The organism is Segatella copri (assembly GCF_024330485.1).
Classification (GTDB): domain Bacteria; phylum Bacteroidota; class Bacteroidia; order Bacteroidales; family Bacteroidaceae; genus Prevotella; species Prevotella copri_L.
In genome coordinates this window covers 34,563-57,404 of record NZ_JANDWX010000008.1, presented here as the reverse complement: position 1 = coordinate 57,404, position 22,842 = coordinate 34,563, and the positions used below count along the sequence as shown (strand labels likewise).

Genomic DNA, 22,842 nt, shown 5'->3' with positions numbered 1-22,842 from the left:
GTTTTGAAAAAGGGACAAAAAAAGCGCCCTTGTCAAGACAAGGACGCTAAATTTATCTGAGATGATTGAAAATTATTCAGCCTTTGGAGCCTCCTCAGTTGCAGGAGCCTCAGTCTCAGCTACAGGAGCCTCTTCAGCCTTTGTTGCCTTACGACTACGACGAGTCTTCTTAGCAGCAGCCTTCTGAGTCTTAGCCATATTCTCATCAAAGTCAACGAGCTCGATGAAAGCAATCTCAGCTGCATCACCCTGACGGGTACCCAACTTGATTACGCGAGTGTAACCACCTGGACGGTTAGCTACCTTCTCAGCTACCTCACCGAAGAGAGCCTTAACAGCATACTTATTCTGAAGATAACGGAAAACTACACGACGTGAAGTTGTTGTATCGTTCTTAGAACGAGTAATCAATGGCTCAACATACTTCTTAAGAGCCTTTGCCTTTGCGAGGGTCGTAGTGATTCTTTTGTGCTCGCTCAAGATAAGTGATGAAGCCATGTTAGCCAACATCGCGTTACGATGAGAAGCAGTACGACCTAAATGGTTGAATTTCTTATTATGTCTCATTTTTGTTTTTGCTTTTTGGACTACGAACCTTTAAGATTCCTTGTCTAATTTATACTTTGAAATATCAGTTCCAAAAGACAGATTCAGACTCTCGAGCAAATCATCAAGCTCTGAGAGCGATTTCTTACCAAAGTTGCGGAACTTCAAGAGGTCAGTCTTGTTAAACTGAACCAAATCACCAAGAGTCTCAACATCAGCTGCCTTCAAGCAGTTGAGGGCACGAACACTAAGATTCATGTCTACGAGACGAGTCTTAAGCAACTGGCGCATATGAAGAACCTCTTCATCAAACTCCTGATTGCTCTCCTGATCCTGAGTCTCAAGAGTAATCTTCTCATCAGAGAAGAGCATGAAGTGATAAATAAGGATCTTCGCAGCCTCTTTCAGTGCATCCTTTGGACTAATGGAACCATCTGTTGTAATTTCAAGTACGAGCTTATCATAGTCGGTCTTTTGCTCAACACGATATGGTTCTACAGCGTACTTTACATTACGGATAGGGGTGTAGATGGAATCGATTGGGAGAACGTTAACGTCAGTGCAGAATTGACGATTCTCATCAGCAGGAACATAACCGCGTCCCTTATTAATAGTCAAATCGATCTGCATCGAAGCTTTGGCATCTAAATGACAAATCACCAAATCAGGGTTTAACACTTCAAATCCAGTCAGATACTTACCGATATCACCTGCTTTGAATTCTGTAGAATTCTCAACGGTGATACTAACTTTCTCATTCTCGAATTCTTCTACTACTTGCTTGAATCGAACTTGTTTGAGATTCAAGATAATGTTAGTAACATCTTCCTTTACACCAGGAACTGAAGAGAACTCATGCTCAACACCCGCAATGCGGATAGTGTTAACAGCATAACCCTCCAATGATGAAAGGAGAATGCGGCGCAAGGCGTTACCAATGGTAACACCGAAGCCAGGCTCCAAAGGACGGAATTCAAACTTTCCGAACTTGTTATCAGCCTCTAACATTACTACTTTATCAGGTTTTTGAAATGCTAATATCGCCATTAATGTAATGATTTATTTAGAGTACAACTCAACGATTAACTGCTCCTTAATATTCTCTGGAATGTCGGCACGCTCTGGCTTGTGCAAGAACTTACCGCTCTTTGAATTATCGTCCCACTCAATCCATGGGTACTTGCTATGATTGAAACCTGCAAGAGCTGCTTCGATAACCTCGAGAGACTTAGACTTCTCACGAACACCAACAACCATACCAGGCTTAACTGCGAATGAAGGGATATTAACTACCTTACCATCAACAACGATGTGCTTGTGACCAACCAACTGACGCGCAGCTGCACGTGTTGGAGCGATACCAAGACGGAATACAACGTTATCAAGACGGCACTCGAGATTCTGAAGAAGAACCTCACCAGTAATACCATCAGCCTTAGCAGCCTTATCAAACATATTACGGAACTGACGCTCTAATACACCATAAGTGTACTTAGCTTTCTGCTTCTCTGCCAACATGACAGCGTACTCAGACATCTTACGACGACGGTTGTTGCCATGCTGTCCAGGAGGGAAGTTTCTCTTGGACAAAACTTTGTCAGCGCCGAAGATTGGCTCACCAAAACGACGCGCAATTTTAGATTTCGGACCTATATATCTAGCCATAATATTATATAAATGCTATATTGTTTGTATCTTAATTAATAATGCTAACCTCAAGCGTTATACACGACGACGCTTTGGAGGACGGCAACCATTGTGTGGTAATGGAGTTACGTCAACGATTTCAGTAACCTCGATACCTGCACCGTGAATAGCACGGATAGCAGACTCACGACCATTACCTGGACCCTTAACATAAGCCTTAACCTTACGAAGACCAAGATCAAAAGCGACCTTTGCACAATCCTCTGCAGCCATCTGAGCAGCATAAGGAGTATTCTTCTTAGAACCACGGAAACCCATCTTACCAGCAGAAGACCAAGAAATAATCTGACCCTCATTGTTAGCAAGAGATACAATAATGTTATTGAATGAGCTATGAACGTGAAGCTGACCGATAGCGTCAACGCGTACATTTCTCTTCTTAGATGTTGCTTTTTGCTTTGCCATAATTAATTTCCTCCTTCAGAATTACTTAGTAGCCTTCTTCTTATTAGCAACAGTCTTCTTCTTACCCTTACGTGTACGAGCATTATTCTTTGTGCTCTGACCGCGAACTGGAAGACCATTACGATGTCTAACTCCACGATAGCAACCAATATCCATCAGTCGCTTAATGTTCATCTGGATCTCTGAACGGAGATCACCTTCAACTTTGAACTCAGCGCCGATAATTTCACGGATCTTAGCTGCCTGGTCATCAGACCACTCGCTAACCTTCAGGTCACGGTTTACACCGGCCTTATCCAATATCTTTGCTGAACTACTTCGACCAATACCGTAGATATAGGTCAATGCGATTTCGCCACGCTTATTCTGGGGCAAATCTACTCCAACAATTCTTATTGCCATTGTTTAAATAAATAATTAAAAAATTAATACCTTTCGTTTAAAGCGGTGCAAAAGTACAACTATTTTTTGAAATAACGGCACTTTTACAATACTTTAACATTAACCCTGACGTAATTTCATCTTAGGGTTCTTCTTGTTGATAACGAACAGACGACCTTTACGACGAACGATCTTACAGTCAGCTGAACGCTTCTTTAATGATGCTCTTGTCTTCATAACCTTATATATGATTATTATTTGTATCTAAAAACAATTCTACCTTTGGTAAGGTCATATGGGCTCATCTCCACCTTTACCTTATCACCAGGTAAAATCTTGATGTAATGCATTCTCATCTTACCAGAGATATGAGCTGTGATGTCAACTCCATTCTCTAATTCTACTCGGAACATCGCATTTGACAATGCTTCTACAATTGTTCCATCTTGCTCAATAGCGGCTTGTTTTGCCATAATATAAATATTTGTCCTTCTTAATGTTAAACTTCTACGAATGAAGATAAAATTGTGCTTTATCTTTTCGAGCAACTTTGTGCCATCACTATCAGATAAAAATCATAATTAGATGACATATTAGCGGGAAAAGGCTCTCCAAGTGGATGAGGAATTACCTATCCAAATGGAGAGTCGTCTCACAAAATATAGTAAATTCAAGTCAGCTTTACTTGAAGATGAAGTAAAACTGCACTCTGAATAATTTCATCTTCTGTCTTCAGAAATTTCTCATTTCAAAAGAAAAAGATTAATATGCAGCAACACCACCCTGACGCGTATGGCCTGAATTCAAAAGACCATCATAGTGGCGCATAAGCAAATGACTCTCGACTTGTTGTAATGTGTCAATGACAACACCAACCAAAATCAATAGAGATGTACCTCCAAAGAATTGAGAGAAAGCTTGCTGTACATCGAGAAGTCCTGCTAATGCAGGCATGATTGCAATAAACGCAATAAATAACGAACCTGGTAAAGTAATACGAGACATTACGGTATCAATGTACTCAGCTGTATCCTTTCCTGGTTTTACGCCAGGAATGAAACCATTGTTACGTTTCATATCCTCAGCCATCTGAGTAGGATTCAATGTAATAGCTGTATAGAAATAAGTAAATGCAATAACCAAGATTACATAAACAACATTATATAGCAAGCTACGATTATCCATCAACTGCTGAACAACACTACTAGCATTTTCAGACTGATAGCGAACTATCGCCAATGGAATAAACATTAAAGCCTGTGCAAAGATGATAGGCATTACGTTAGCTGCAAAAAGCTTCAAAGGGATGTACTGACGTGCACCACCATATTGCTTATTTCCAACCAAGCGTTTAGCATACTGAACAGGAATCTTACGTGTACCTTGCACCAAAAGAATTGATGCACAGACTACAGCATAAAGGATAAGAATCTCTACAATGAACATAATAAGACCACCACCAGAAATTGCCTGCAAACGAGAAGTTACCTCCTGAACGAAAGCCTGTGGCAAACGGGCGATAATACCAATCATAATAATAAGAGAGATACCATTACCTACTCCCTTGTCAGTGATACGCTCACCTAACCAAAGGATAAACATACTACCTGCAGCCAAGATAATTGTTGCCGGTATCATGAATACCGTCCAACTAATACCTGTGGCTAGAGCATTAGCAGCCTGCATTTTCAAATTCAAAAGGTAACTAGGAGCCTGAAAGACCAAAATGGCCACAGTCAGGACTCTAGTATACCATTGTATTTTTTTGCGGCCGCTCTCGCCCTCGCGCTGCATCTTCTGGAAATAAGGTACAGCAACAGCAAGAAGCTGCATAACGATTGAAGCTGAGATATAAGGCATAATTCCGAGTGCAAAGATAGATGCATTGGAAAATGCACCACCAGAGAACATGTCCAATAGCGACATAAGACCGCCAGAGGTCTGCGACTGAAGTTTTTCCAACATGCCCGGATTGATACCTGGAAGTACCACAAACGAGCCAAAACGGTAAATAGCCGTAAACAGAAGAGTAATGAGGAGTCTCTGACGGAGATCCTCTATCTTCCAACAGTTCTTTAGTGTCTCAATAAACTTTTTCATTTACTTAGATTATAGTTGCGTTACCACCTACTGCCTTGATTGCTTCTTCGGCAGTCTTTGAGAAAGCATTAGCTTCAACTTCCAATTTTGCTTTAAGTTCACCGTTACCGAGAACCTTTACAAGCTCCTTGCCGTTTGTGAGGCCAGCAGCCTTAAGTTCCTCAATACCGATTTTAGTAAGGTTCTTTGCTTCAGCAAGAGCCTGAAGAGTTGAAAGGTTTACTGCGAAGTACTCCTTATGGTTGATATTCTTAAAACCAGCCTTTGGAACACGACGCTGCAATGGCATCTGACCACCTTCGAAACCAATCTTTCTCTTATAACCAGAACGAGCCTTGGCACCCTTATGACCACGTGTTGAAGTACCACCGAGACCAGAACCTGGACCACGACCAATACGACGACGTGAATGGGTAGAACCTGCAGCAGGTTTCAAATTATTTAATTTCATAATCGTTCCTAATTTAAAAAGATTAATTAATCAACTACACTTACGAGGTGATGAACCTTACGGATCATACCACGGTTGCTAGGAGTATCCTCTACCTCAACAACCTGAGAAATCTTGTGGAGACCAAGACAAGCGAGAGTACACTTCTGATCTACTGGAGCACCGATTTTACTCTTAATCTGCTTGATTTTAATTGTTGCCATATTCGATTTTTCCTAATTAACCGTTAAATACTTTATCCATACTGATACCACGCTCACCTGCTACAGTATAAGCATCACGCATCTCTGCAAGAGCTGCGATAGTAGCCTTCACAAGGTTATGGGCATTTGAAGAACCCTTAGACTTAGCGATGACATCCTTGATACCTACGCTCTCAAGTACTGCACGCATAGCACCACCGGCCTTCAAACCAGTACCGGCTGCAGCTGGCTTAATAAGAACCTTAGCACCACCAAATGAAGTTTCAACCTCATGAGGTACAGTACCCTTGAGTACAGGAACCTTTACCAAGTTCTTCTTAGCAGCTTCAGTACCCTTTGCGATAGCAGCAGTAACCTCACCTGCCTTACCAAGGCCGTAGCCGATCACGCCATTACCGTCACCTACAACGACGATAGCAGCGAATGTGAAAGTACGACCACCCTTTGTAACCTTAGTTACACGGTTGATAGCAACCAAGCGATCCTTAAGTACTTCTTCGTTATTTACTTTTACTTTATCCATTGCCATAATCGTTTAAAATTTAAGACCACCATTACGAGCACCTTCAGCCAACTGCTTTACACGACCATGGTAAAGGTAACCATTACGGTCGAAAACTACTGCCTCAACGCCAGCAGCCTTAGCCTTCTCAGCAATGAGCTCGCCAACCTTAGTTGCCTGCTCCTGCTTAGGCATCTTCTCCAAACCGAGTGAAGAAGCTGATGCAAGTGTAGTGCCTGTCAAATCGTTAATAACCTGAGCGTAAATCTGCTTGTTAGAGCGGAATACACTAAGACGTGGACGCTCAGCTGTACCGTTCACACTCTTACGAATGCGGAACTTTATCTTAATTCGTCTTTCTACTTTCTTTGTTGTCATAATCGTAAATAATTAAAATTACTTAGCTGAAGCACTCTTACCAGACTTTCTGCGAATAACTTCACCCTTAAAGAGAATACCCTTACCTTTATAAGGCTCAGGCTTGCGGAAAGAACGAATTTTTGCACAAACGAGCCCCAACAACTGCTTGTCGCAAGACTCCAATGTCAAGATTGGGTTCTGGTTTCTTTCAGACTTAGTCTCAACCTTAATCTCCTTAGGCAACTGGATGAAAATAGGGTGAGTGTAACCCAAAGCAAACTCAATGATATTACCCTGGTTAGAAACACGATAACCAACACCTACCAATTCCAAAACCTTTGTATAACCAGCGCTTACACCAACAACCATGTTGTTAACGAGAGAGCGATACAAACCGTGGAAAGCCTGCTTCTGCTTAATATTTACAGGACTATTTTCATCGATTTCAAAGCTAATCTGACCATCTGCATTATTAAACTTGATAGATGGATCAATCCACTGAGAAAGTTCACCCTTAGGGCCCTTTACTGTACAAACATGAGAAGTCTCATCATAGTTTACAGTAACACCTGCAGGGATACTAATTGGCAATTTTCCTATTCTAGACATATAAAAGCCTCCAATTAATAAATATAGCAAAGAACCTCGCCACCGATCTTAAGATCAGAAGCTTCTTTGTCTGTCATTACACCTTTGGATGTAGATAAGATTGCAATACCTAATCCGTTAATAACTCTTGGCATGTCCTTGTAACCGGTATACTTACGCAAACCTGGAGTTGACACGCGCTTCAAACACTTGATAGCGTTTTGCTTTGTAGTTGGGTTGTACTTCAAGGCAACCTTAATTGAGCCCTGAGGACCATCCTCTACAAACTTGTAATTGAGGATGTAACCTTTCTCGAAGAGGATCTTAGTGATCTCTTTCTTCAAGTTAGACGCAGGAACTTCTACAACACGGTGATGAGCCATGATTGCATTTCTGAGTCTTGTCAGATAATCTGCTATTGGATCTGTCATAAAATATAAATGTTTAATTAATCGGGACTACCCCGACAATATTAAATAAAAAAATATTCTTACCTTTGAAAGGATTACCAGCTAGCCTTCTTTACACCTGGAATCAAACCAGCAGAAGCCATCTCACGGAACTGGATACGAGAAATACCGAACTGACGGATATAACCCTTTGGACGACCAGTAATCTTGCAACGATTGTGAAGACGGATTGGGTTTGCATTCTTAGGGATAGCCTGAAGCTTACGAGCTGCCTCGTATGCTTCGGCTGGATCATTAGAAGTTGCAATAATCTTTTTCAGTGCTTCGCGCTTTTCAGCGTAACGAGCTACAAGCTTTGCACGCTTAACCTCGCGAGCTTTCATTGATTCTTTTGCCATATCTCTTAATCTTTATTTGCGTTCTTGAATGGAAGACCAAAAGCCTTCAAAAGAGCAAAACCTTCTTCATCAGTCTTAGCTGTTGTTACGAAGGTAATATTCATACCCTGAATACGATCAATCTCATCGATATTAATCTCAGGGAAGATAATCTGCTCTGTGATACCTAATGTATAGTTACCACGACCATCAAACTTGCTCTCAATACCCTTGAAGTCGCGAATACGAGGAAGAGAAACACGAACGAGCTTCTCCAAGAACTCGTACATACGCTCACGACGCAATGTTACCATAACACCGATAGGCATCTTCTTACGAAGCTTGAAGTTTGCAATATCCTTTTTAGAATATGTAGCAACAGCCTTCTGACCGGTGATAGCAGTAATCTCATTGATTGCTACATCAACAATTTTCTTGTCCTGAGTAGCATCACCAAGACCCTGATTAATGACAATCTTCTTCAATACTGGAATCTCCATAGCTGAAGAGTAGTTGAACTGCTTCTGAAGAGCAGGAGCGATTGTCTCCTTATATACTTTCTTTAACTGTGCTGTATCCATTACTTGATTTCCTCCCCTGACTTTTTAGCGATGCGAACAACGTTTTTACCCTCATGCTTGATAGCAACACGAGTAGCCTTGCCACTCTTAGGATCAATCAAACTCAAATTTGAGATATGAATAGGAGCCTCCTGCTTAACAATACCTCCCTGAGGATTCTTAGCAGATGGCTTAGTGCTCTTAGAAACCATGTGCACACCTTCTACGATAGCACGGTTCTCCTCAACGAGGACCTTAAGCACCTTACCAGTCTTGCCCTTATCTGCACCGGCAATAACGATAACGGTATCGTCTTTCTTAATATGTAACTTACTCATTACTTCTTACTTTTTAAATATTAAAGAACCTCAGGTGCCAAAGAAACGACTTTCATATTTACTGCACGAAGCTCACGAGCAACAGGACCGAAGATACGGCTACCACGAAGCTCACCTGCATTGTTAAGCAATACACAAGCGTTGTCATCGAAACGGATGTAAGAACCATCTGCACGACGAATTTCCTTCTTTGTGCGAACAATCAAAGCCTTTGATACTGCACCCTTCTTCAAATCACTTGATGGGATAACGTTCTTGACTGCAACAACAATAACGTCACCAACGCTAGCGTAACGACGGCCTGTACCACCGAGAACTCGAATGCAAAGAGCCTCACGAGCACCGCTGTTATCACATACTGTAAGTCTTGATTCAGTCTGTATCATAATTACTTAGCTTTTTCAACAATTTGTACTAATCTCCATCTCTTTGTCTTAGACAGAGGACGAGTCTCCATGATCATAACAGTATCACCTACGTTAGCCTCATTATTCTCGTCATGTGCATGGTACTTCTTTGTCTTCTGGACAAATTTACCATAAATAGGGTGCATCTCCTTGAACTTAGCTGCAATAACAATGGTTTTATCCATCTTGTTGCTAATAACAACACCCTGTCTTACTTTTCTTAAATTTCTTGTTTCCATCTGGACCATTATTATTTGTTAAGTTCTCTCTGACGAAGTTCAGTTTTCATACGTGCAATATCACGACGAGCAACCTTAATCTCTGATGGATTCTCAAGTGGAGTTACATTATGATTGATCTTCTTCTTGTTCAAAGCATCAACAGCTGCCTCCAACTTCTCAACCAATTCTTTGGTCTCGATATTTTTAATTTCTGCAATCTTCATAATTAAGCGTTTTTATCGTAATCACGTCTAACAATAAACTTAGTCTTAACAGGAAGTTTCTGAGCGCAAAGGCGAAGACCTTCTTTTGCAATATCGAAACTAACTCCTTCAACTTCGAAGAGAATTCTACCTGGTGTAACAGGTGCAACCCATCCTGCTGGATCACCCTTACCTTTACCCATACGGACATCAGCAGGCTTGCGAGTGATTGGCTTATCAGGGAAAATTCTAATCCAGACCTGACCTTGACGGTTCATATAGCGGTTCAATGCTACACGAGCTGCCTCAATCTGACGACTATCGATCCACTTTGATTCAAGAGTTTTGATACCAAAAGAACCGAAAGCCAATTGTGTACCTCTGTGAGCGTTGCCTTTGTTGCCACGACCATCTTGAGGTCTTCTATATTTAACTCTTTTTGGCTGTAACATGATAGCTTTCTAAAATTTAACGGTTATTGTTTCTTTTACGATTACCACCACGGTTGTTAGAGCGACCGTTACCACGGTTGTTGCTCTTATTGTCCTGTGAGAAGTTTGGAGTAAGATCAGCCTTACCATAAACCTCACCACGGCAAATCCAAACCTTAATACCAAGCAAACCTACCTTTGTAAGTGCCTCGCACTGGCAGTAGTCGATGTCTGCGCGGAATGTATGAAGAGGAGTACGACCCTCTTTGTACATTTCTTTACGTGCCATTTCAGCACCATTCAGACGACCTGTAATCTGTACCTTGATACCCTCAGCACCAGCACGCATGGTGTTAGCAACTGCCATCTTGATAGCGCGACGATAAGCAATCATGTGCTCAATCTGAGTCGCAATATTCTTACCAACGATAGTAGCATCAAGTTCAGGCTTTTTAACCTCGAAGATGTTGATCTGAATATCTTTCTTATAAAGCTTCTTCAACTCTTCCTTCAACTTATCTACATCCTGACCACCTTTACCAATGACAATACCTGGACGGGCTGTACAAATAGTAATGGTAACAAGTTTCAATGTACGTTCGATAATAATACGAGAAATGCTTGCTTTAGCAAGACGCTCGTTAAGATACTTACGGATTTTCTGATCCTCAACGAGGTTATCACCGAAGTTCTTACCACCGAACCAATTTGAATCCCAACCACGGATAACACCAAGTCGGTTACTAATCGGATTAACTTTCTGTCCCATTCTACTTAATTATTTTTCGTCATTAGTTTTTGCATCAACAAAAAGAGTTACATGGTTAGAACGCTTACGAATTCTATAACCACGACCCTGTGGTGCAGGTCTCATACGTTTCATTGTAACGCCTTCGTCAACGAAGACCTTACTGATATAAAGCTCACCGTCTTCAGCCTTGCGATTATTCTTAGCTTCCCAGTTAGCGATAGCTGAACGAAGTAATTTCTCTACATCAGCTGATGCCTGCTTCTTAGAGAAGCGAAGTACTCCGAGTGCACGGTTAACCTCCATACCACGAATCATGTCTACTACATAGCGCATCTTACGTGGAGAAGAAGGAACGCCTACCAACTTTGCGAAGTACAAGTTTTTACGGGCTTCTTTCAATTTCTCAGCCGCAATATGTTTTCTTGCTCCCATTATTTACTTAAATTTTAAATGGTTTAACCCTTAGCTTACTTTCTGTTACCAGAGTGACCGCCAAAGCGACGTGTTGGAGCAAACTCTCCAAGCTTGTGGCCAACCATATTCTCTGTAACATAAACAGGGATAAATTTGTTACCGTTATGAACTGCAACAGTATGTCCTACGAAATCAGGAGATATCATTGAAGCTCTAGCCCATGTCTTAACAACATTCTTCTTGCCACTCTCGTTCATAGCGAGAATCTTCTTCTCGAGAGAAACGTTGATGTATGGACCTTTTTTAAGTGAACGACTCATAATTTACTCTTTATTTTTTGTTAGCTCTTTCGATAATATACTTGTTAGAAAGCTTCTTAGGTGCGCGAGTCTTAAGACCCTTAGCGTACAAGCCCTTACGTGAACGTGGGTGACCACCACTCTGGCGACCTTCACCACCACCCATTGGGTGATCAACAGGGTTCATAACAACACCACGGTTGTGTGGACGACGACCCAACCAACGAGAACGTCCAGCCTTACCAGACTGTTCAAGAGCGTGGTCAGAGTTACCAACACTACCAACTGTAGCCTTACAAGCACTCAAAATCTGGCGTGTTTCACCAGAAGGGAGCTTAATTACACAATAACTGCCCTCACGAGAAGTCAACTGAGCAAAATTACCAGCCGAACGAACCAACAAGGCACCCTGACCAGGACGCAACTCAATGTTGTGGATCACTGTACCTACAGGGATGTTTGCCAAAGGAAGACAATTACCAATCTCAGGAGCAGCATCTGCACCTGACATCAAAGTAGCGCCTACCTGAAGTCCGTTAGGAGCAATAATGTAACGTTTTTCACCATCAGCATAGTAAAGCAATGCGATACGAGCCGAACGGTTTGGATCGTACTCGATTGTCTTAACAACTGCTGGAACACCATCTTTCTCACGTTTGAAGTCGATTAAACGATACTTCTGCTTGTGACCACCGCCAATGTAGCGAACGGTCATCTTACCGGTGTTGTTTCGACCGCCGGTAGAACGTTTACCGTAAACGAGAGACTTCTCTGGCACGGATGCAGTAATATCCTCGAACGTGCCAATAACTTTGTGTCTTTGACCCGGAGTAACCGGTTTTAATTTACGTACTGCCATTTTTTATTTTAAATATTGCTGTAAAAATCAATTGTATCGCCCTCCTTAAGAGTAACGATTGCCTTCTTGAACGCATTCTTCTGACCCTTAACAAGACCTGCCTTTGTATAACGGGCAGAGCGCTTGCCTGCGTAACGAATAGTGTTCACGTCAACTACTGTAACATTATACAGACTCTCAACTTCCTTCTTAATCTCGAGCTTATTAGCCTCAGGACGAACAACGAAGCCATAGCGGTTAGGCTGCTTGTCTGTAATCTTGGTCATCTTCTCAGTAACCAATGGTTTGATAATAAATGCCATATTCTAATATCTCCTTTTTACTTTGTTAAGATCTGGTCGATAGTCTCCAGCGACTTTTCAGTAATCACTACTACATCAGCGTTCAAAACTTTGTACGAATTGACGTTAGATGCGAGGATAACCTCAGCGCGCTGTAAGTTACGTGCAGACAAATATACGTTTTTATTTGATTCTGGCAAAACGAAGAGCACTTTTTTGCCCTCAATTTTGAGATTCTTAATAATACTTAAGAATTCTTTAGTCTTCGGAGCCTCAAATGTAAAGTCTTCCAACATTACAATTGCGCTTTCCTGTGCCTTATAAGACAGAGCAGACTTACGAGCAAGAATCTTTACTTTTTTGTTGAGCTTGAAGCGGTAATCACGTGGTTTAGGACCAAAAACGCGAGCACCACCTACGAGTACAGGTGAGTTAATATCACCACGGCGAGCACCGCCGCCACCCTTCTGACGACCAAGCTTACGAGTAGAACCGCTCATCTCGCTTCTCTCCTTAGACTTAGCTGTACCCTGACGCTGGTTAGCGAGATACTGCTTTACGTCAAGATAGAGAACGTGATCGTTAGGCTCAATGCCGAAGACTGCATCATTAAGAGCTACCTTGCGGCCGGTCTCCTGACCTTTGATATCTAATACGCTAACTTCCATTATTTCTCAATTAAAACAGTTGAACCTTTGCATCCAGCGAAAGAACCCTTAACAATAAGAAGATTCTGCTCTGGAATTACCTTTAACACCTGAAGGTTCTGAGTTGTAACTCTGTCACCTCCCATTTGGCCGCCCATGCGCATACCCTTGAATACCTTTGCAGGGTAAGAACAAGCACCAATAGATCCCGGCTTACGAGCGCGGTCATCCTGACCGTGAGTAGACTGACCTACACCACCGAATCCGTGACGCTTAACAACACCCTGGAAGCCTTTACCCTTTGATGTACCAATTACATCAACGAACTTACAATCGTTGAAGATTTCAACTGTAATTGTGTCACCGAGGTTGTACTCCTCATCAAACTTGAACTCGGCCAAGTGCTTCTTAGGTGTTGTGCCTGCCTTCTTGAAGATTCCCATCATAGGCTGAGAAGTACGCTTCTCCTTTGCCTCTTCGAAACCTAACTGATAAGCCTTGTAACCATCCTTTTCTACAGTTTTCACCTGGGTTACAACACAAGGACCTACTTCGATAACAGTGCACGGAATATTCTTACCGTCGGCACTGAAAACGGATGTCATTCCGATTTTCTTTCCAATTAATCCTGGCATTTCAATTTAATTTAAATAATTAGACTTTGATTTCTACTTCTACACCACTTGGCAATTCAAGCTTCATCAAGGCATCAACTGTCTTAGCTGTTGAACTGTAGATGTCAATGAGACGCTTGAAATCTGAGAGCTGGAACTGCTCGCGAGACTTCTTGTTAACGAAAGTACTGCGGTTTACAGTAAAAATACGCTTGTGTGTTGGCAATGGAATAGGACCACTAACGATAGCGCCTGTTGCCTTTACAGCCTTCACAATCTTCTCAGCTGACTTGTCAACCAACTGGTGGTCGTAAGACTTCAGCTTAATTCTGATTTTCTGACTCATTTTTAAAATTAAGTTATTATTATATGAATTATTTAGTCTAATGGAAGAAGAGGTACGCTGCTTAAGAGTCATTCGCTAAGCAGCGCCTCATCTTACCGTTATTCTTTATTATTAAAGAAGATCTGCGTGACCCTTAACCTCCTCCAACACAGCCTTAGCAATTGTTGAAGAAAGAGGTGCATGATGATCGTACTCCATAGAACTTGTTGCACGACCAGAAGTGATAGTACGCAAAGCTGTTACATAACCGAACATCTCAGCCAATGGAACCATTGCCTTTACGATGCGAGCACCGCTACGACCTTCTTCCATACCCTGAACGAGACCACGGCGCTTGTTCAAGTCACCGATTACATCACCCATGTTCTCTTCTGGAGTAACAACCTCTACCTTCATGATAGGCTCCATCAAAACTGGACCAGCCTTAGGGCAAAGTACCTTGAATGCCTGATGTGCTACCAACTCGAATGACAACTGGTCAGAGTCAACTGGGTGGAAGCTACCATCGGTCAAAGTCACCTTCAAACCTGTCATTGGGAAGCCACCGAGTACACCATTTGACAAGCAATCAGCGAAGCCCTTCTGTACAGATGGAATGAATTCCTTAGGAACGTTACCACCCTTAACCTCGTTGATGAACTGCAAGTCGCCTTCCTTGTAATCCTCGTCCTTAGGACCGATGGTTACATCGATACAAGCGAACTTACCACGACCACCAGACTGCTTCTTATAAGTTTCACGGCTCTGAGCTGTCTTAGTGATAGCCTCCTTGTAGTTAACCTGAGGCTTACCCTGATTACACTCAACCTTGAACTCACGCTTCAAACGGTCGATGATGATATCCAAGTGGAGCTCACCCATACCAGAGATAATTGTCTGACCGCTCTGCTCGTCTGTACGAACTGTGAAGGTTGGATCCTCCTCAGCCAACTTAGCGAGACCATTATCCATCTTAGCGATGTCTGCCTGGCTCTTTGGCTCTACTGCGATAGAAATCACAGTATCAGGGAATGTCATAGACTCCAATACGATTGGGTGTTCCTCGTCACAGAGAGTATCACCTGTACGGATATCCTTGAAACCTACACCTGCACCGATATCACCAGCATCGATAGACTCCATTGGGATTTCCTGCTTAGAGTTCATCTGGAACAGACGGCTGATACGCTCGCGCTTGCCAGAACGTGGGTTGTAAACATAAGAACCAGCAACGACCTTACCTGAGTAAACGCGGAAGAATACCAAGCGGCCCATGAATGGGTCAGTAGCAATCTTAAATGCGAGAGCAGATGTTGGTTCATCCTCAGATGGTTTACGATCCTCTTCCTCCTCTGTATCAGGGTTAGTACCGATGATATTTGGAGTATCCATTGGTGATGGCAAGAATGCACATACATAGTCGAGCAATGGCTGAACACCCTTGTTCTTGTATGAAGAACCGAGCAACATTGGGCAGCACTCCATAGCACAGCAACCCTTACGGATAGCAGCAAGAAGCTTTTCTTCTGGAATATCCTTACCATCGAGATAAAGTTCCATAACCTCATCATCGAAGTTTGCAGCACCCTCAAGGAGCTTATCACGCCACTCAGCAGCCTCGTCAGCCAAGTCTGCAGGGATATCTTCTACATCATACTCAGCACCCATAGTCTCATCGTGCCAAAGGATAGCCTTCATCTTAATGAGGTCAACTACACCCTTGAAGTTCTCCTCTGCACCAATAGGAATCTGAATAGCAATTGGATTAGCGCCCAAGATATCCTTCATCTGCTGAACTGTCTCGAAGAAGTTAGCACCAGAACGGTCCATCTTGTTTACATAACCGATACGAGGTACATTATACTTATCAGCCTGACGCCATACAGTCTCAGACTGTGGCTGAACACCATCAGCTGCAGAATATGTAGCAACAGCACCATCAAGTACACGGAGAGAACGCTCAACCTCAGCAGTGAAGTCAACGTGTCCCGGAGTATCGATCAAGTTGATCTTATAAGACTTACCGAGATAGTTCCAATTACAAGTTGTAGCCGCAGAAGTGATAGTAATACCACGCTCCTGCTCCTGGGCCATCCAGTCCATTGTAGCAGCACCATCGTGTACCTCACCAATCTTATGAGTCTTACCTGTATAGAACAAAATACGCTCAGAAGTTGTTGTCTTACCAGCATCGATATGCGCCATGATACCGATGTTACGAGTCAAATGTAAATCGCGATTTGCCATTTTCTTTTAACTATATTATATATTAAATTAGAATCTAAAGTGAGCGAACGCACGGTTAGCCTCAGCCATACGATGCATATCCTCCTTACGCTTAAATGCACCACCCTGATTATTAAAAGCATCCATGATCTCTGCAGCAAGCTTATCAGCCATAGTCTTACCACCGCGCTTACGTGCAAAAAGAATAAGATTCTTCATAGAAATACTTTCCTTACGATCAGGACGAATCTCTGTAGGAACCTGGAAGGTTGCACCACCGATACGACGGCTCTTAACCTCTACCTGAGGAGTAATATTATCAAGTGCCTGCTTCCAGATTTCAAGAGCAGACTTTTCCTCGTTAGACATCTTAGCCTTTACAATGTCAAGTGCATTGTAGAAAATCTCATAAGATGTATTCTTCTTTCCATCATACATCAAATGATTTACGAACTTTGAGACCTTCTGGTCATTGAAGACAGGATCTGGAAGGATCACTCTCTTCTTTGGTTTTGCTTTTCTCATTTTAAATAAAACTTTTTTTAATTCTGCATGGGGCTGTATAATGTTCTTCAACGCTCGCACCCGAGCATTTACTCAACCTGATTACTTCTCCAGCAAAACTTTTATTAAATATTTTAACCCCAACTCCCGACCTTCTCCGACCGTGAGTCTGCGGTTTTGTCTAAAATTTAAGAAGCTATATTACTTCTTTGCCTTAGGACGCTTAGCTCCGTACTTAGAACGACGCTGTGTACGATTCGCAACACCTGCAGTATCAAGTGTACCACGGACAATGTGATAACGTACACCAGGAAGGTCCTTTACACGACCACCGCGAACCAAAACAATTGAGTGCTCCTGCAAGTTGTGACCCTCTCCTGGAATATAAGAGTTTACTTCCTTTGAGTTTGTCAAACGTACACGTGCAACTTTACGCATTGCTGAATTAGGCTTCTTAGGAGTTGTTGTATAAACACGAACACAAACACCACGACGCTGAGGACAAGAATCCAAAGCTGGTGACTTGCTCTTGTCTACAAGAACTCGTCTGCCTTTTCTTACTAACTGTGAAATAGTAGGCATAATTTTACTTTTTAATTTATATATTTATTTTTATTTATTGTCTTATTTCGATGTAAGCCACTACTTTATAGAGCCTTTTCGGGGTGCAAAGGTACGATTTTTTCGGCAAACTACCTAAATATTAAGGAGACTTTTAAAAAACGAAGGCTAGTTTTAACTTTATATAACTATTAAAAACGAATATTATAAAGAAAAAGCGGAATTTAGCAGAGAATTTAGTCTTAGTATGTATGCTGTAGTACATTATGCCTCACCCTTTGGTGTGCCAAATGGAGCGATTGTACGTTCTTGCTCATCAGACAACTTAATTTTACCGAAGGACTGCTCATAGTTATAAATATTGCTCTGCAATGCCTGGAGCAATCGCTTAGCATGCTCAGGTGCCATGATAACACGACTCTTGATCTGAGGTGCAGGCATGCCAGGAAGTGCACATGCAAAATCCAAGATGAAGTCTGAACTAGAATGAGTAATCAGTGCCAAGTTAGAGTATGTACCCTCTGCAACTTCAGGGCTGATGCCCATCTGGAACTGATTCTGCTGCTGTTGATTATTCTTATTTTCTTCCATAATTTTACTAAGTTAATAGGATTAAACTTTAAATGATAGTGCAAATTTACACATAATATCTGAAAAAAACGAATAATCTGCCACTTATTTTAAAAAAAACATCATAAGACAACAGAAGATGGAATCTTGATTCTTTGCTTTTTTTCATCTGTTACAGATAATAAAAGGGTGCGCCATAGACTTATGACGCACCCTCATTATACCTATTTATATATAGTACTCTATTCTACGATTATTCTCCTATTGGAGAATCAGCATAGTCGAGCACATTTTTCTTATTAGCCTGCATACGCTCATATTCTTCTTTAGAGCCAACGATGAGCTTATCCCACTGACGAAGACCAGTACCTGCAGGAATCAAGTGACCACAGATAACATTCTCCTTCATACCCTCAAGGTAATCAACCTTACCACGGATAGCAGCCTCATTCAAGACCTTAGTAGTTTCCTGGAATGATGCAGCACTCATAAAGCTCTTAGTACCAAGAGCAGCACGAGTAATACCCTGGAGGATCTGTGTAGAAGTTGCAGATACGGCATCACGAACCTGTACAAGTTTCAAGTCACGACGCTTCAATGCAGAATTTTCATCTCGCAATCTACGAGCCGTTATGATCTGACCTGGTTTGAGACTTTCACTATCACCACCGTCAGTAACAACCTTCTTACCCCAGATACGATCATTCTCTTCTGCAAAGTCAAGTTTATCAACCAACTCTTGCTCCAAGAAGGTAGTATCACCTGGATCGTCAATACGAACCTTACGCATCATCTGACGTACCACAACCTCAAAATGCTTATCATTAATAGCCACACCCTGAAGACGGTAAACGTCCTGGATCTGGTTAACAATATATTCCTGAACAGCGGTAGGACCCATGATGGCGAGAATATCGCCAGGAGTTACACTACCATCAGAAAGAGGAGTACCAGCACGTACAGCATCATGTTCCTGTACCAAGATCTGCTTAGAAAGAGATACAAGATACTTCTTCTGATCGCCTGTCTTAGATGTCACGATGATCTCACGATTACCACGCTTTACCTTACCCATAGTTACCTCACCATCGATTTCAGATACAACAGCAGGGTTAGAAGGGTTACGAGCCTCAAGAAGCTCAGTTACACGAGGGAGACCACCAGTGATATCACCTGCACCACCTACAGCACGAGGAATCTTAACCAAAACCTCACCGGTATTAATTGTCTGTCCATCCTCAACTGCCAAGTGACCACCTACAGGGAAGTTGTATGTACCAAGGATTTCACCATTAGCATCGATAACATCACAAGATGGAACCATTGCCTTATTCTTGGAATCGGTGATAATCTTCTCCTCCAAACCTGTAGTCTCATCGACCTCAGCACGATAAGTCTGATCCTTCTGAACGTCATTGAACTTCAATGTACCCGCATACTGGCTGACGATAACGGCGTTGAATGGATCCCAACGGGCGATAACGGTATCCTTCTCTACGATTTCACCCTCCTTGTGATACAATGAAGAACCGTAAGGAACATTCAAAGTTGCAAGAACGATGTTTGTATTAGGATCCACGAAACGGATTTCAGCCAAGTGGCTTACTACCTTTTCGCACTTGATATCGTTTCCTTCCTCGTCTTCCTCTACGAATGGTACTGTGCTCAACTCGTCAAACTCGATACGAGACTTATTCTTCGCAGCAATCTTAGCATTGGCAGCAGCATTAGATGCAATACCACCGGCGTGGAATGTACGGAGAGTCAACTGAGTACCTGGCTCACCAATAGCTTGAGCAGCGATGACACCAACGGCTTCACCCAACTGTACCATACGGGCTGTTGCCAAGTTACGGCCATAGCACTTCATGCAGACACCCTTTTTGCTCTCACAGGTGAGAACAGAACGAATTTCAACACTCTCGATAGGAGATTCATCAATAGCCTTTGCCTTAGCCTCGGTGATTTCTTCACCAGATTTGACAATCAGTTCACCAGTTGTTGGATGAATAACATCATGCACAGAAACACGACCCAAAATACGCTCATAAAGAGATGAAATAATCTCATCACCATTCTTTAAAGCTGTACAAACCAAGCCACGCAATGTACCACAATCCTCTTCGGTGATAATAACATCGTGAGAAACGTCTACAAGACGACGAGTCAAATAACCGGCATCGGCAGTCTTCATAGCGGTATCAGCAAGACCCTTACGGGCACCGTGAGAAGCGATAAAGTACTCCAATACAGACATACCCTCCTTAAAGTTAGAAAGGATAGGGTTCTCAATGATCTGCGCGCCCTCTGCACCAGCCTTCTGAGGTTTAGCCATCAAACCACGCATACCAGACAACTGCTTAATCTGATCCTTAGAACCACGGGCTCCAGAATCAAGCATCATGTATACGGCGTTGAATCCCTGGTCAGCTTCGGTCATCTCCTTCATCAAGATATTACCCAAATCTGTATTTACGTGAGTCCACGCATCAATAACCTGGTTGTATCGTTCCTTGTTGGTGATGAAACCCATATTATAGTTATTGGTAATTTCCTCAACCTCCTTACGACCGCGCTCAACAATAGCTTCCTTCTCTGGTGGAATAATAATATCACCAAGGTTGAATGACAATCCTGCGACATAAGCCATACGATAACCTAAGTTCTTGATTCCATCAAGGAATTCACAAGCCTTAGCCATACCAACAGCCTTGATAACATTAGAAATCAAACCACGGAGGGTTTTCTTGGAAATCACATCATTGAAGAAGCCAACTTCATCAGGAATGATACCATTAACGATGACACGTCCAACAGAAGTTTCTACCATTCGTTTCTGGATTGTACCATCAACCAAGTCGTCAACTACAACCTTAATCAAAGCATGAAGATCACATCGGCCCTCGTTACGAGCAATCAATGCCTCTTCAGGACCATAGAATGTCAAGCCCTCACCCTTTGCACCTGGACGAATCTTAGTAATATAGTAAAGACCAAGCACCATATCCTGAGAAGGAACGGTGATAGGCGCACCATTAGCTGGGTTGAGAATGTTATGACTCTGAAGCATCAGGATTTGAGCCTCCAAAACAGCCTCATTGCTCAATGGAAGGTGAACAGCCATCTGGTCACCATCGAAGTCGGCGTTGAACGCTGTACATGCCAATGGATGCAACTGAATAGCCTTACCCTCAATCATCTTAGGCTGGAATGCCTGGATACCGAGTCGGTGAAGCGTAGGGGCACGGTTCAACATAACCGGATGACCCTTCATTACATTCTCAAGAATATCCCAAATAACTGGCTCGCGACGATCAACAATCTTCTTGGCACTCTTAACAGTCTTTACGATACCACGCTCTATCAACTTACGGATGATAAATGGTTTGTAAAGCTCTGCAGCCATCAGTTTTGGAAGACCACACTCACCCATCTTCAACTCTGGACCTACAACGATTACAGAACGGGCAGAATAGTCAACACGCTTACCCAGCAAGTTCTGACGGAAACGACCCTGCTTACCCTTTAAAGAGTCAGAGAGTGACTTCAAAGGACGATTGCTCTCACTCTTTACAGCAGAGCTCTTGCGTGAGTTGTCGAACAAGCTGTCAACAGCCTCCTGCAACATACGCTTCTCGTTACGGAGAATAACCTCAGGAGCCTTGATCTCAACCAATCTCTTCAAACGGTTGTTACGGATAATCACACGACGATAGAGGTCATTCAAGTCTGATGTTGCAAAACGACCACCATCCAATGGTACCAACGGACGAAGCTCAGGTGGAGTAACAGGAATAATCTTCATGATCATCCATTCTGGCTTGTTAATACCTTTACTAGCACGGAAACCTTCTACAACTTGCAGACGCTTCAGAGCCTCAGTTTTACGCTGCTGACTTGAATCGTTATTTGCACGATCGCGGAGTTCGTATGACAAAGAGTCAAGGTCTACATTCTGGAGCAACTGATAAATTGCTTCAGCACCCATTTTTGCTATAAACTTATTAGGGTCCGTATCGTCCAAAAGTTCATTGTCACCATTAGGATCATACTGGTCAAGAAGAGCCATATATTCATCTTCTGACAAGAGATCAAGTTTGTGAGAACCGTTCAATTCAAGACCATCAGCATCAGTCTTTCCCTCAAGAATACCAGGCTGGATAACTACATACTTCTCGTAGTAAATGACAGCATCAAGTTTCTTGGTCGGCATACCCAAAAGGTAACCAATCTTATTTGGAAGAGAACGGAAATACCAAATATGAGCAACAGGTACGACAAGCTCAATGTGACCAGAGCGTTCACGACGAACTTTCTTCTCTGTAACCTCTACACCGCATCGGTCGCAGACGATTCCCTTATAACGGATACGCTTGTACTTGCCGCAGGCGCATTCATAGTCCTTAGTAGGACCAAAAATACGCTCGCAGAACAAGCCATCACGCTCCGGCTTATATGTACGATAATTAATGGTTTCCGGTTTAGTAACCTCACCATACGAATTTTCCAAGATCTCCTCTGGCGAAGCGAGACCGATGGTAATCTTCGTAAAATTATTCTTTACCTTTGTATCTTTTTTGAAAGCCATGTTTCTATATATA

At 42.4% G+C, this 22,842-nt stretch carries 34 protein-coding genes; all 34 read right to left on the bottom strand.

Features of this window, described 5'->3' with window-relative positions:
• Nucleotides 1-72: 72 nt before the first annotated feature.
• The 34 genes from rplQ to rpoC all read right to left on the bottom strand — a co-directional run bounded on the left by rplQ (nucleotide 73) and on the right by rpoC (nucleotide 22,829).
• Complete coding sequence (gene rplQ, locus NNC77_RS06680; RefSeq protein WP_022122155.1) at nucleotides 73-567, bottom strand: 50S ribosomal protein L17; 495 nt, start codon at nucleotides 565-567, stop codon at nucleotides 73-75.
• A 30-nt stretch (nucleotides 568-597) separates the two neighbouring features.
• Nucleotides 598-1,593 (bottom strand): DNA-directed RNA polymerase subunit alpha, encoded by a 996-nt coding sequence (locus NNC77_RS06675; RefSeq protein ID WP_006848810.1) that lies wholly within the window; start codon nucleotides 1,591-1,593, stop codon nucleotides 598-600.
• A 12-nt stretch (nucleotides 1,594-1,605) separates the two neighbouring features.
• The gene (gene rpsD / locus NNC77_RS06670) at nucleotides 1,606-2,211 is read right to left on the bottom strand and encodes a 30S ribosomal protein S4 (protein WP_234564237.1); all 606 of its coding nucleotides are present in this window, start codon (nucleotides 2,209-2,211) and stop codon (nucleotides 1,606-1,608) included.
• Nucleotides 2,212-2,268: 57 nt separating this feature from the next.
• Complete coding sequence (rpsK, locus tag NNC77_RS06665; RefSeq protein ID WP_022122153.1) at nucleotides 2,269-2,658, bottom strand: 30S ribosomal protein S11; 390 nt, start codon at nucleotides 2,656-2,658, stop codon at nucleotides 2,269-2,271.
• A gap of 21 nt (nucleotides 2,659-2,679) precedes the next feature.
• Nucleotides 2,680-3,060: a 30S ribosomal protein S13 gene (gene rpsM / locus NNC77_RS06660; RefSeq protein ID WP_006848813.1), complete on the bottom strand. Its 381-nt coding sequence runs from the start codon at nucleotides 3,058-3,060 to the stop codon at nucleotides 2,680-2,682.
• A 99-nt stretch (nucleotides 3,061-3,159) separates the two neighbouring features.
• Nucleotides 3,160-3,276 carry a 50S ribosomal protein L36 gene (rpmJ, locus tag NNC77_RS06655; RefSeq protein ID WP_006848814.1) on the bottom strand — a complete coding sequence of 39 codons (117 nt, stop codon included), beginning with the start codon at nucleotides 3,274-3,276 and terminating at the stop codon, nucleotides 3,160-3,162.
• A 17-nt stretch (nucleotides 3,277-3,293) separates the two neighbouring features.
• On the bottom strand, nucleotides 3,294-3,512 hold the full coding sequence (gene infA, locus NNC77_RS06650) for a translation initiation factor IF-1 (RefSeq protein ID WP_006848815.1): 219 nt from the start codon (nucleotides 3,510-3,512) through the stop codon (nucleotides 3,294-3,296).
• A gap of 289 nt (nucleotides 3,513-3,801) precedes the next feature.
• Complete coding sequence (secY, locus tag NNC77_RS06645) at nucleotides 3,802-5,139, bottom strand: preprotein translocase subunit SecY (protein ID WP_118067194.1); 1,338 nt, start codon at nucleotides 5,137-5,139, stop codon at nucleotides 3,802-3,804.
• A gap of 4 nt (nucleotides 5,140-5,143) precedes the next feature.
• Nucleotides 5,144-5,590 carry a 50S ribosomal protein L15 gene (rplO, locus tag NNC77_RS06640; protein ID WP_006848817.1) on the bottom strand — a complete coding sequence of 149 codons (447 nt, stop codon included), beginning with the start codon at nucleotides 5,588-5,590 and terminating at the stop codon, nucleotides 5,144-5,146.
• A gap of 26 nt (nucleotides 5,591-5,616) precedes the next feature.
• Nucleotides 5,617-5,793 carry a 50S ribosomal protein L30 gene (gene rpmD, locus NNC77_RS06635; RefSeq protein ID WP_254970276.1) on the bottom strand — a complete coding sequence of 59 codons (177 nt, stop codon included), beginning with the start codon at nucleotides 5,791-5,793 and terminating at the stop codon, nucleotides 5,617-5,619.
• A 16-nt stretch (nucleotides 5,794-5,809) separates the two neighbouring features.
• On the bottom strand, nucleotides 5,810-6,322 hold the full coding sequence (gene rpsE, locus NNC77_RS06630; protein ID WP_006848819.1) for a 30S ribosomal protein S5: 513 nt from the start codon (nucleotides 6,320-6,322) through the stop codon (nucleotides 5,810-5,812).
• 6 nt (nucleotides 6,323-6,328) lie between these two features.
• Entirely contained in the window at nucleotides 6,329-6,673 is a 345-nt protein-coding gene (gene rplR, locus NNC77_RS06625) for a 50S ribosomal protein L18 (RefSeq protein WP_022122151.1), read from the bottom strand.
• An 18-nt stretch (nucleotides 6,674-6,691) separates the two neighbouring features.
• A complete protein-coding gene (gene rplF / locus NNC77_RS06620) occupies nucleotides 6,692-7,264 on the bottom strand; it encodes a 50S ribosomal protein L6 (RefSeq protein WP_117694704.1) in 573 nt (190 codons plus the stop codon).
• 14 nt (nucleotides 7,265-7,278) lie between these two features.
• A complete protein-coding gene (rpsH, locus tag NNC77_RS06615; protein WP_006848822.1) occupies nucleotides 7,279-7,674 on the bottom strand; it encodes a 30S ribosomal protein S8 in 396 nt (131 codons plus the stop codon).
• A 74-nt stretch (nucleotides 7,675-7,748) separates the two neighbouring features.
• Complete coding sequence (gene rpsN / locus NNC77_RS06610) at nucleotides 7,749-8,051, bottom strand: 30S ribosomal protein S14 (RefSeq protein WP_006848823.1); 303 nt, start codon at nucleotides 8,049-8,051, stop codon at nucleotides 7,749-7,751.
• A 5-nt stretch (nucleotides 8,052-8,056) separates the two neighbouring features.
• Nucleotides 8,057-8,611, bottom strand: coding sequence for a 50S ribosomal protein L5 (gene rplE / locus NNC77_RS06605; protein ID WP_022122149.1), 555 nt, complete (start codon nucleotides 8,609-8,611; stop codon nucleotides 8,057-8,059).
• Nucleotides 8,611-8,928 carry a 50S ribosomal protein L24 gene (rplX, locus tag NNC77_RS06600; RefSeq protein ID WP_006848825.1) on the bottom strand — a complete coding sequence of 106 codons (318 nt, stop codon included), beginning with the start codon at nucleotides 8,926-8,928 and terminating at the stop codon, nucleotides 8,611-8,613. Before rplX ends, rplE begins: the two co-directional genes overlap by 1 nt.
• A 20-nt stretch (nucleotides 8,929-8,948) precedes the next feature.
• Nucleotides 8,949-9,314, bottom strand: a complete 366-nt coding sequence (gene rplN, locus NNC77_RS06595) for a 50S ribosomal protein L14 (RefSeq protein ID WP_006848826.1) — start codon at nucleotides 9,312-9,314, stop codon at nucleotides 8,949-8,951.
• A 2-nt stretch (nucleotides 9,315-9,316) separates the two neighbouring features.
• Nucleotides 9,317-9,583, bottom strand: a complete 267-nt coding sequence (gene rpsQ, locus NNC77_RS06590) for a 30S ribosomal protein S17 (protein ID WP_006848827.1) — start codon at nucleotides 9,581-9,583, stop codon at nucleotides 9,317-9,319.
• 2 nt (nucleotides 9,584-9,585) lie between these two features.
• Nucleotides 9,586-9,780: a 50S ribosomal protein L29 gene (gene rpmC, locus NNC77_RS06585; protein ID WP_006848828.1), complete on the bottom strand. Its 195-nt coding sequence runs from the start codon at nucleotides 9,778-9,780 to the stop codon at nucleotides 9,586-9,588.
• A 2-nt stretch (nucleotides 9,781-9,782) separates the two neighbouring features.
• A complete protein-coding gene (gene rplP / locus NNC77_RS06580) occupies nucleotides 9,783-10,211 on the bottom strand; it encodes a 50S ribosomal protein L16 (protein ID WP_006848829.1) in 429 nt (142 codons plus the stop codon).
• Between the two features lie 16 nt (nucleotides 10,212-10,227).
• Complete coding sequence (rpsC, locus tag NNC77_RS06575) at nucleotides 10,228-10,959, bottom strand: 30S ribosomal protein S3 (protein ID WP_006848830.1); 732 nt, start codon at nucleotides 10,957-10,959, stop codon at nucleotides 10,228-10,230.
• Nucleotides 10,960-10,968: 9 nt separating this feature from the next.
• Nucleotides 10,969-11,373 carry a 50S ribosomal protein L22 gene (gene rplV / locus NNC77_RS06570; RefSeq protein WP_006848831.1) on the bottom strand — a complete coding sequence of 135 codons (405 nt, stop codon included), beginning with the start codon at nucleotides 11,371-11,373 and terminating at the stop codon, nucleotides 10,969-10,971.
• 35 nt (nucleotides 11,374-11,408) lie between these two features.
• On the bottom strand, nucleotides 11,409-11,675 hold the full coding sequence (rpsS, locus tag NNC77_RS06565) for a 30S ribosomal protein S19 (protein WP_006848832.1): 267 nt from the start codon (nucleotides 11,673-11,675) through the stop codon (nucleotides 11,409-11,411).
• Between the two features lie 10 nt (nucleotides 11,676-11,685).
• Nucleotides 11,686-12,513, bottom strand: coding sequence for a 50S ribosomal protein L2 (gene rplB, locus NNC77_RS06560; protein ID WP_006848833.1), 828 nt, complete (start codon nucleotides 12,511-12,513; stop codon nucleotides 11,686-11,688).
• Nucleotides 12,514-12,521: 8 nt separating this feature from the next.
• The gene (gene rplW, locus NNC77_RS06555) at nucleotides 12,522-12,815 is read right to left on the bottom strand and encodes a 50S ribosomal protein L23 (protein ID WP_006848834.1); all 294 of its coding nucleotides are present in this window, start codon (nucleotides 12,813-12,815) and stop codon (nucleotides 12,522-12,524) included.
• A 17-nt stretch (nucleotides 12,816-12,832) separates the two neighbouring features.
• Nucleotides 12,833-13,462, bottom strand: coding sequence for a 50S ribosomal protein L4 (gene rplD / locus NNC77_RS06550; protein ID WP_022122146.1), 630 nt, complete (start codon nucleotides 13,460-13,462; stop codon nucleotides 12,833-12,835).
• Entirely contained in the window at nucleotides 13,462-14,076 is a 615-nt protein-coding gene (gene rplC, locus NNC77_RS06545; RefSeq protein ID WP_022122145.1) for a 50S ribosomal protein L3, read from the bottom strand. Before rplC ends, rplD begins: the two co-directional genes overlap by 1 nt.
• 19 nt (nucleotides 14,077-14,095) lie before the next feature.
• Complete coding sequence (gene rpsJ / locus NNC77_RS06540; RefSeq protein WP_006283658.1) at nucleotides 14,096-14,401, bottom strand: 30S ribosomal protein S10; 306 nt, start codon at nucleotides 14,399-14,401, stop codon at nucleotides 14,096-14,098.
• A 111-nt stretch (nucleotides 14,402-14,512) separates the two neighbouring features.
• Nucleotides 14,513-16,627 (bottom strand): elongation factor G, encoded by a 2,115-nt coding sequence (fusA, locus tag NNC77_RS06535; RefSeq protein ID WP_022122144.1) that lies wholly within the window; start codon nucleotides 16,625-16,627, stop codon nucleotides 14,513-14,515.
• Between the two features lie 27 nt (nucleotides 16,628-16,654).
• A complete protein-coding gene (rpsG, locus tag NNC77_RS06530; protein ID WP_006848838.1) occupies nucleotides 16,655-17,131 on the bottom strand; it encodes a 30S ribosomal protein S7 in 477 nt (158 codons plus the stop codon).
• Nucleotides 17,132-17,311: 180 nt separating this feature from the next.
• The gene (rpsL, locus tag NNC77_RS06525) at nucleotides 17,312-17,692 is read right to left on the bottom strand and encodes a 30S ribosomal protein S12 (RefSeq protein ID WP_006848839.1); all 381 of its coding nucleotides are present in this window, start codon (nucleotides 17,690-17,692) and stop codon (nucleotides 17,312-17,314) included.
• A gap of 243 nt (nucleotides 17,693-17,935) precedes the next feature.
• A complete protein-coding gene (locus tag NNC77_RS06520; protein WP_006848840.1) occupies nucleotides 17,936-18,262 on the bottom strand; it encodes a DUF3467 domain-containing protein in 327 nt (108 codons plus the stop codon).
• Nucleotides 18,263-18,494: 232 nt separating this feature from the next.
• Complete coding sequence (gene rpoC, locus NNC77_RS06515) at nucleotides 18,495-22,829, bottom strand: DNA-directed RNA polymerase subunit beta' (RefSeq protein WP_117727213.1); 4,335 nt, start codon at nucleotides 22,827-22,829, stop codon at nucleotides 18,495-18,497.
• Nucleotides 22,830-22,842: the final 13 nt, after the last annotated feature.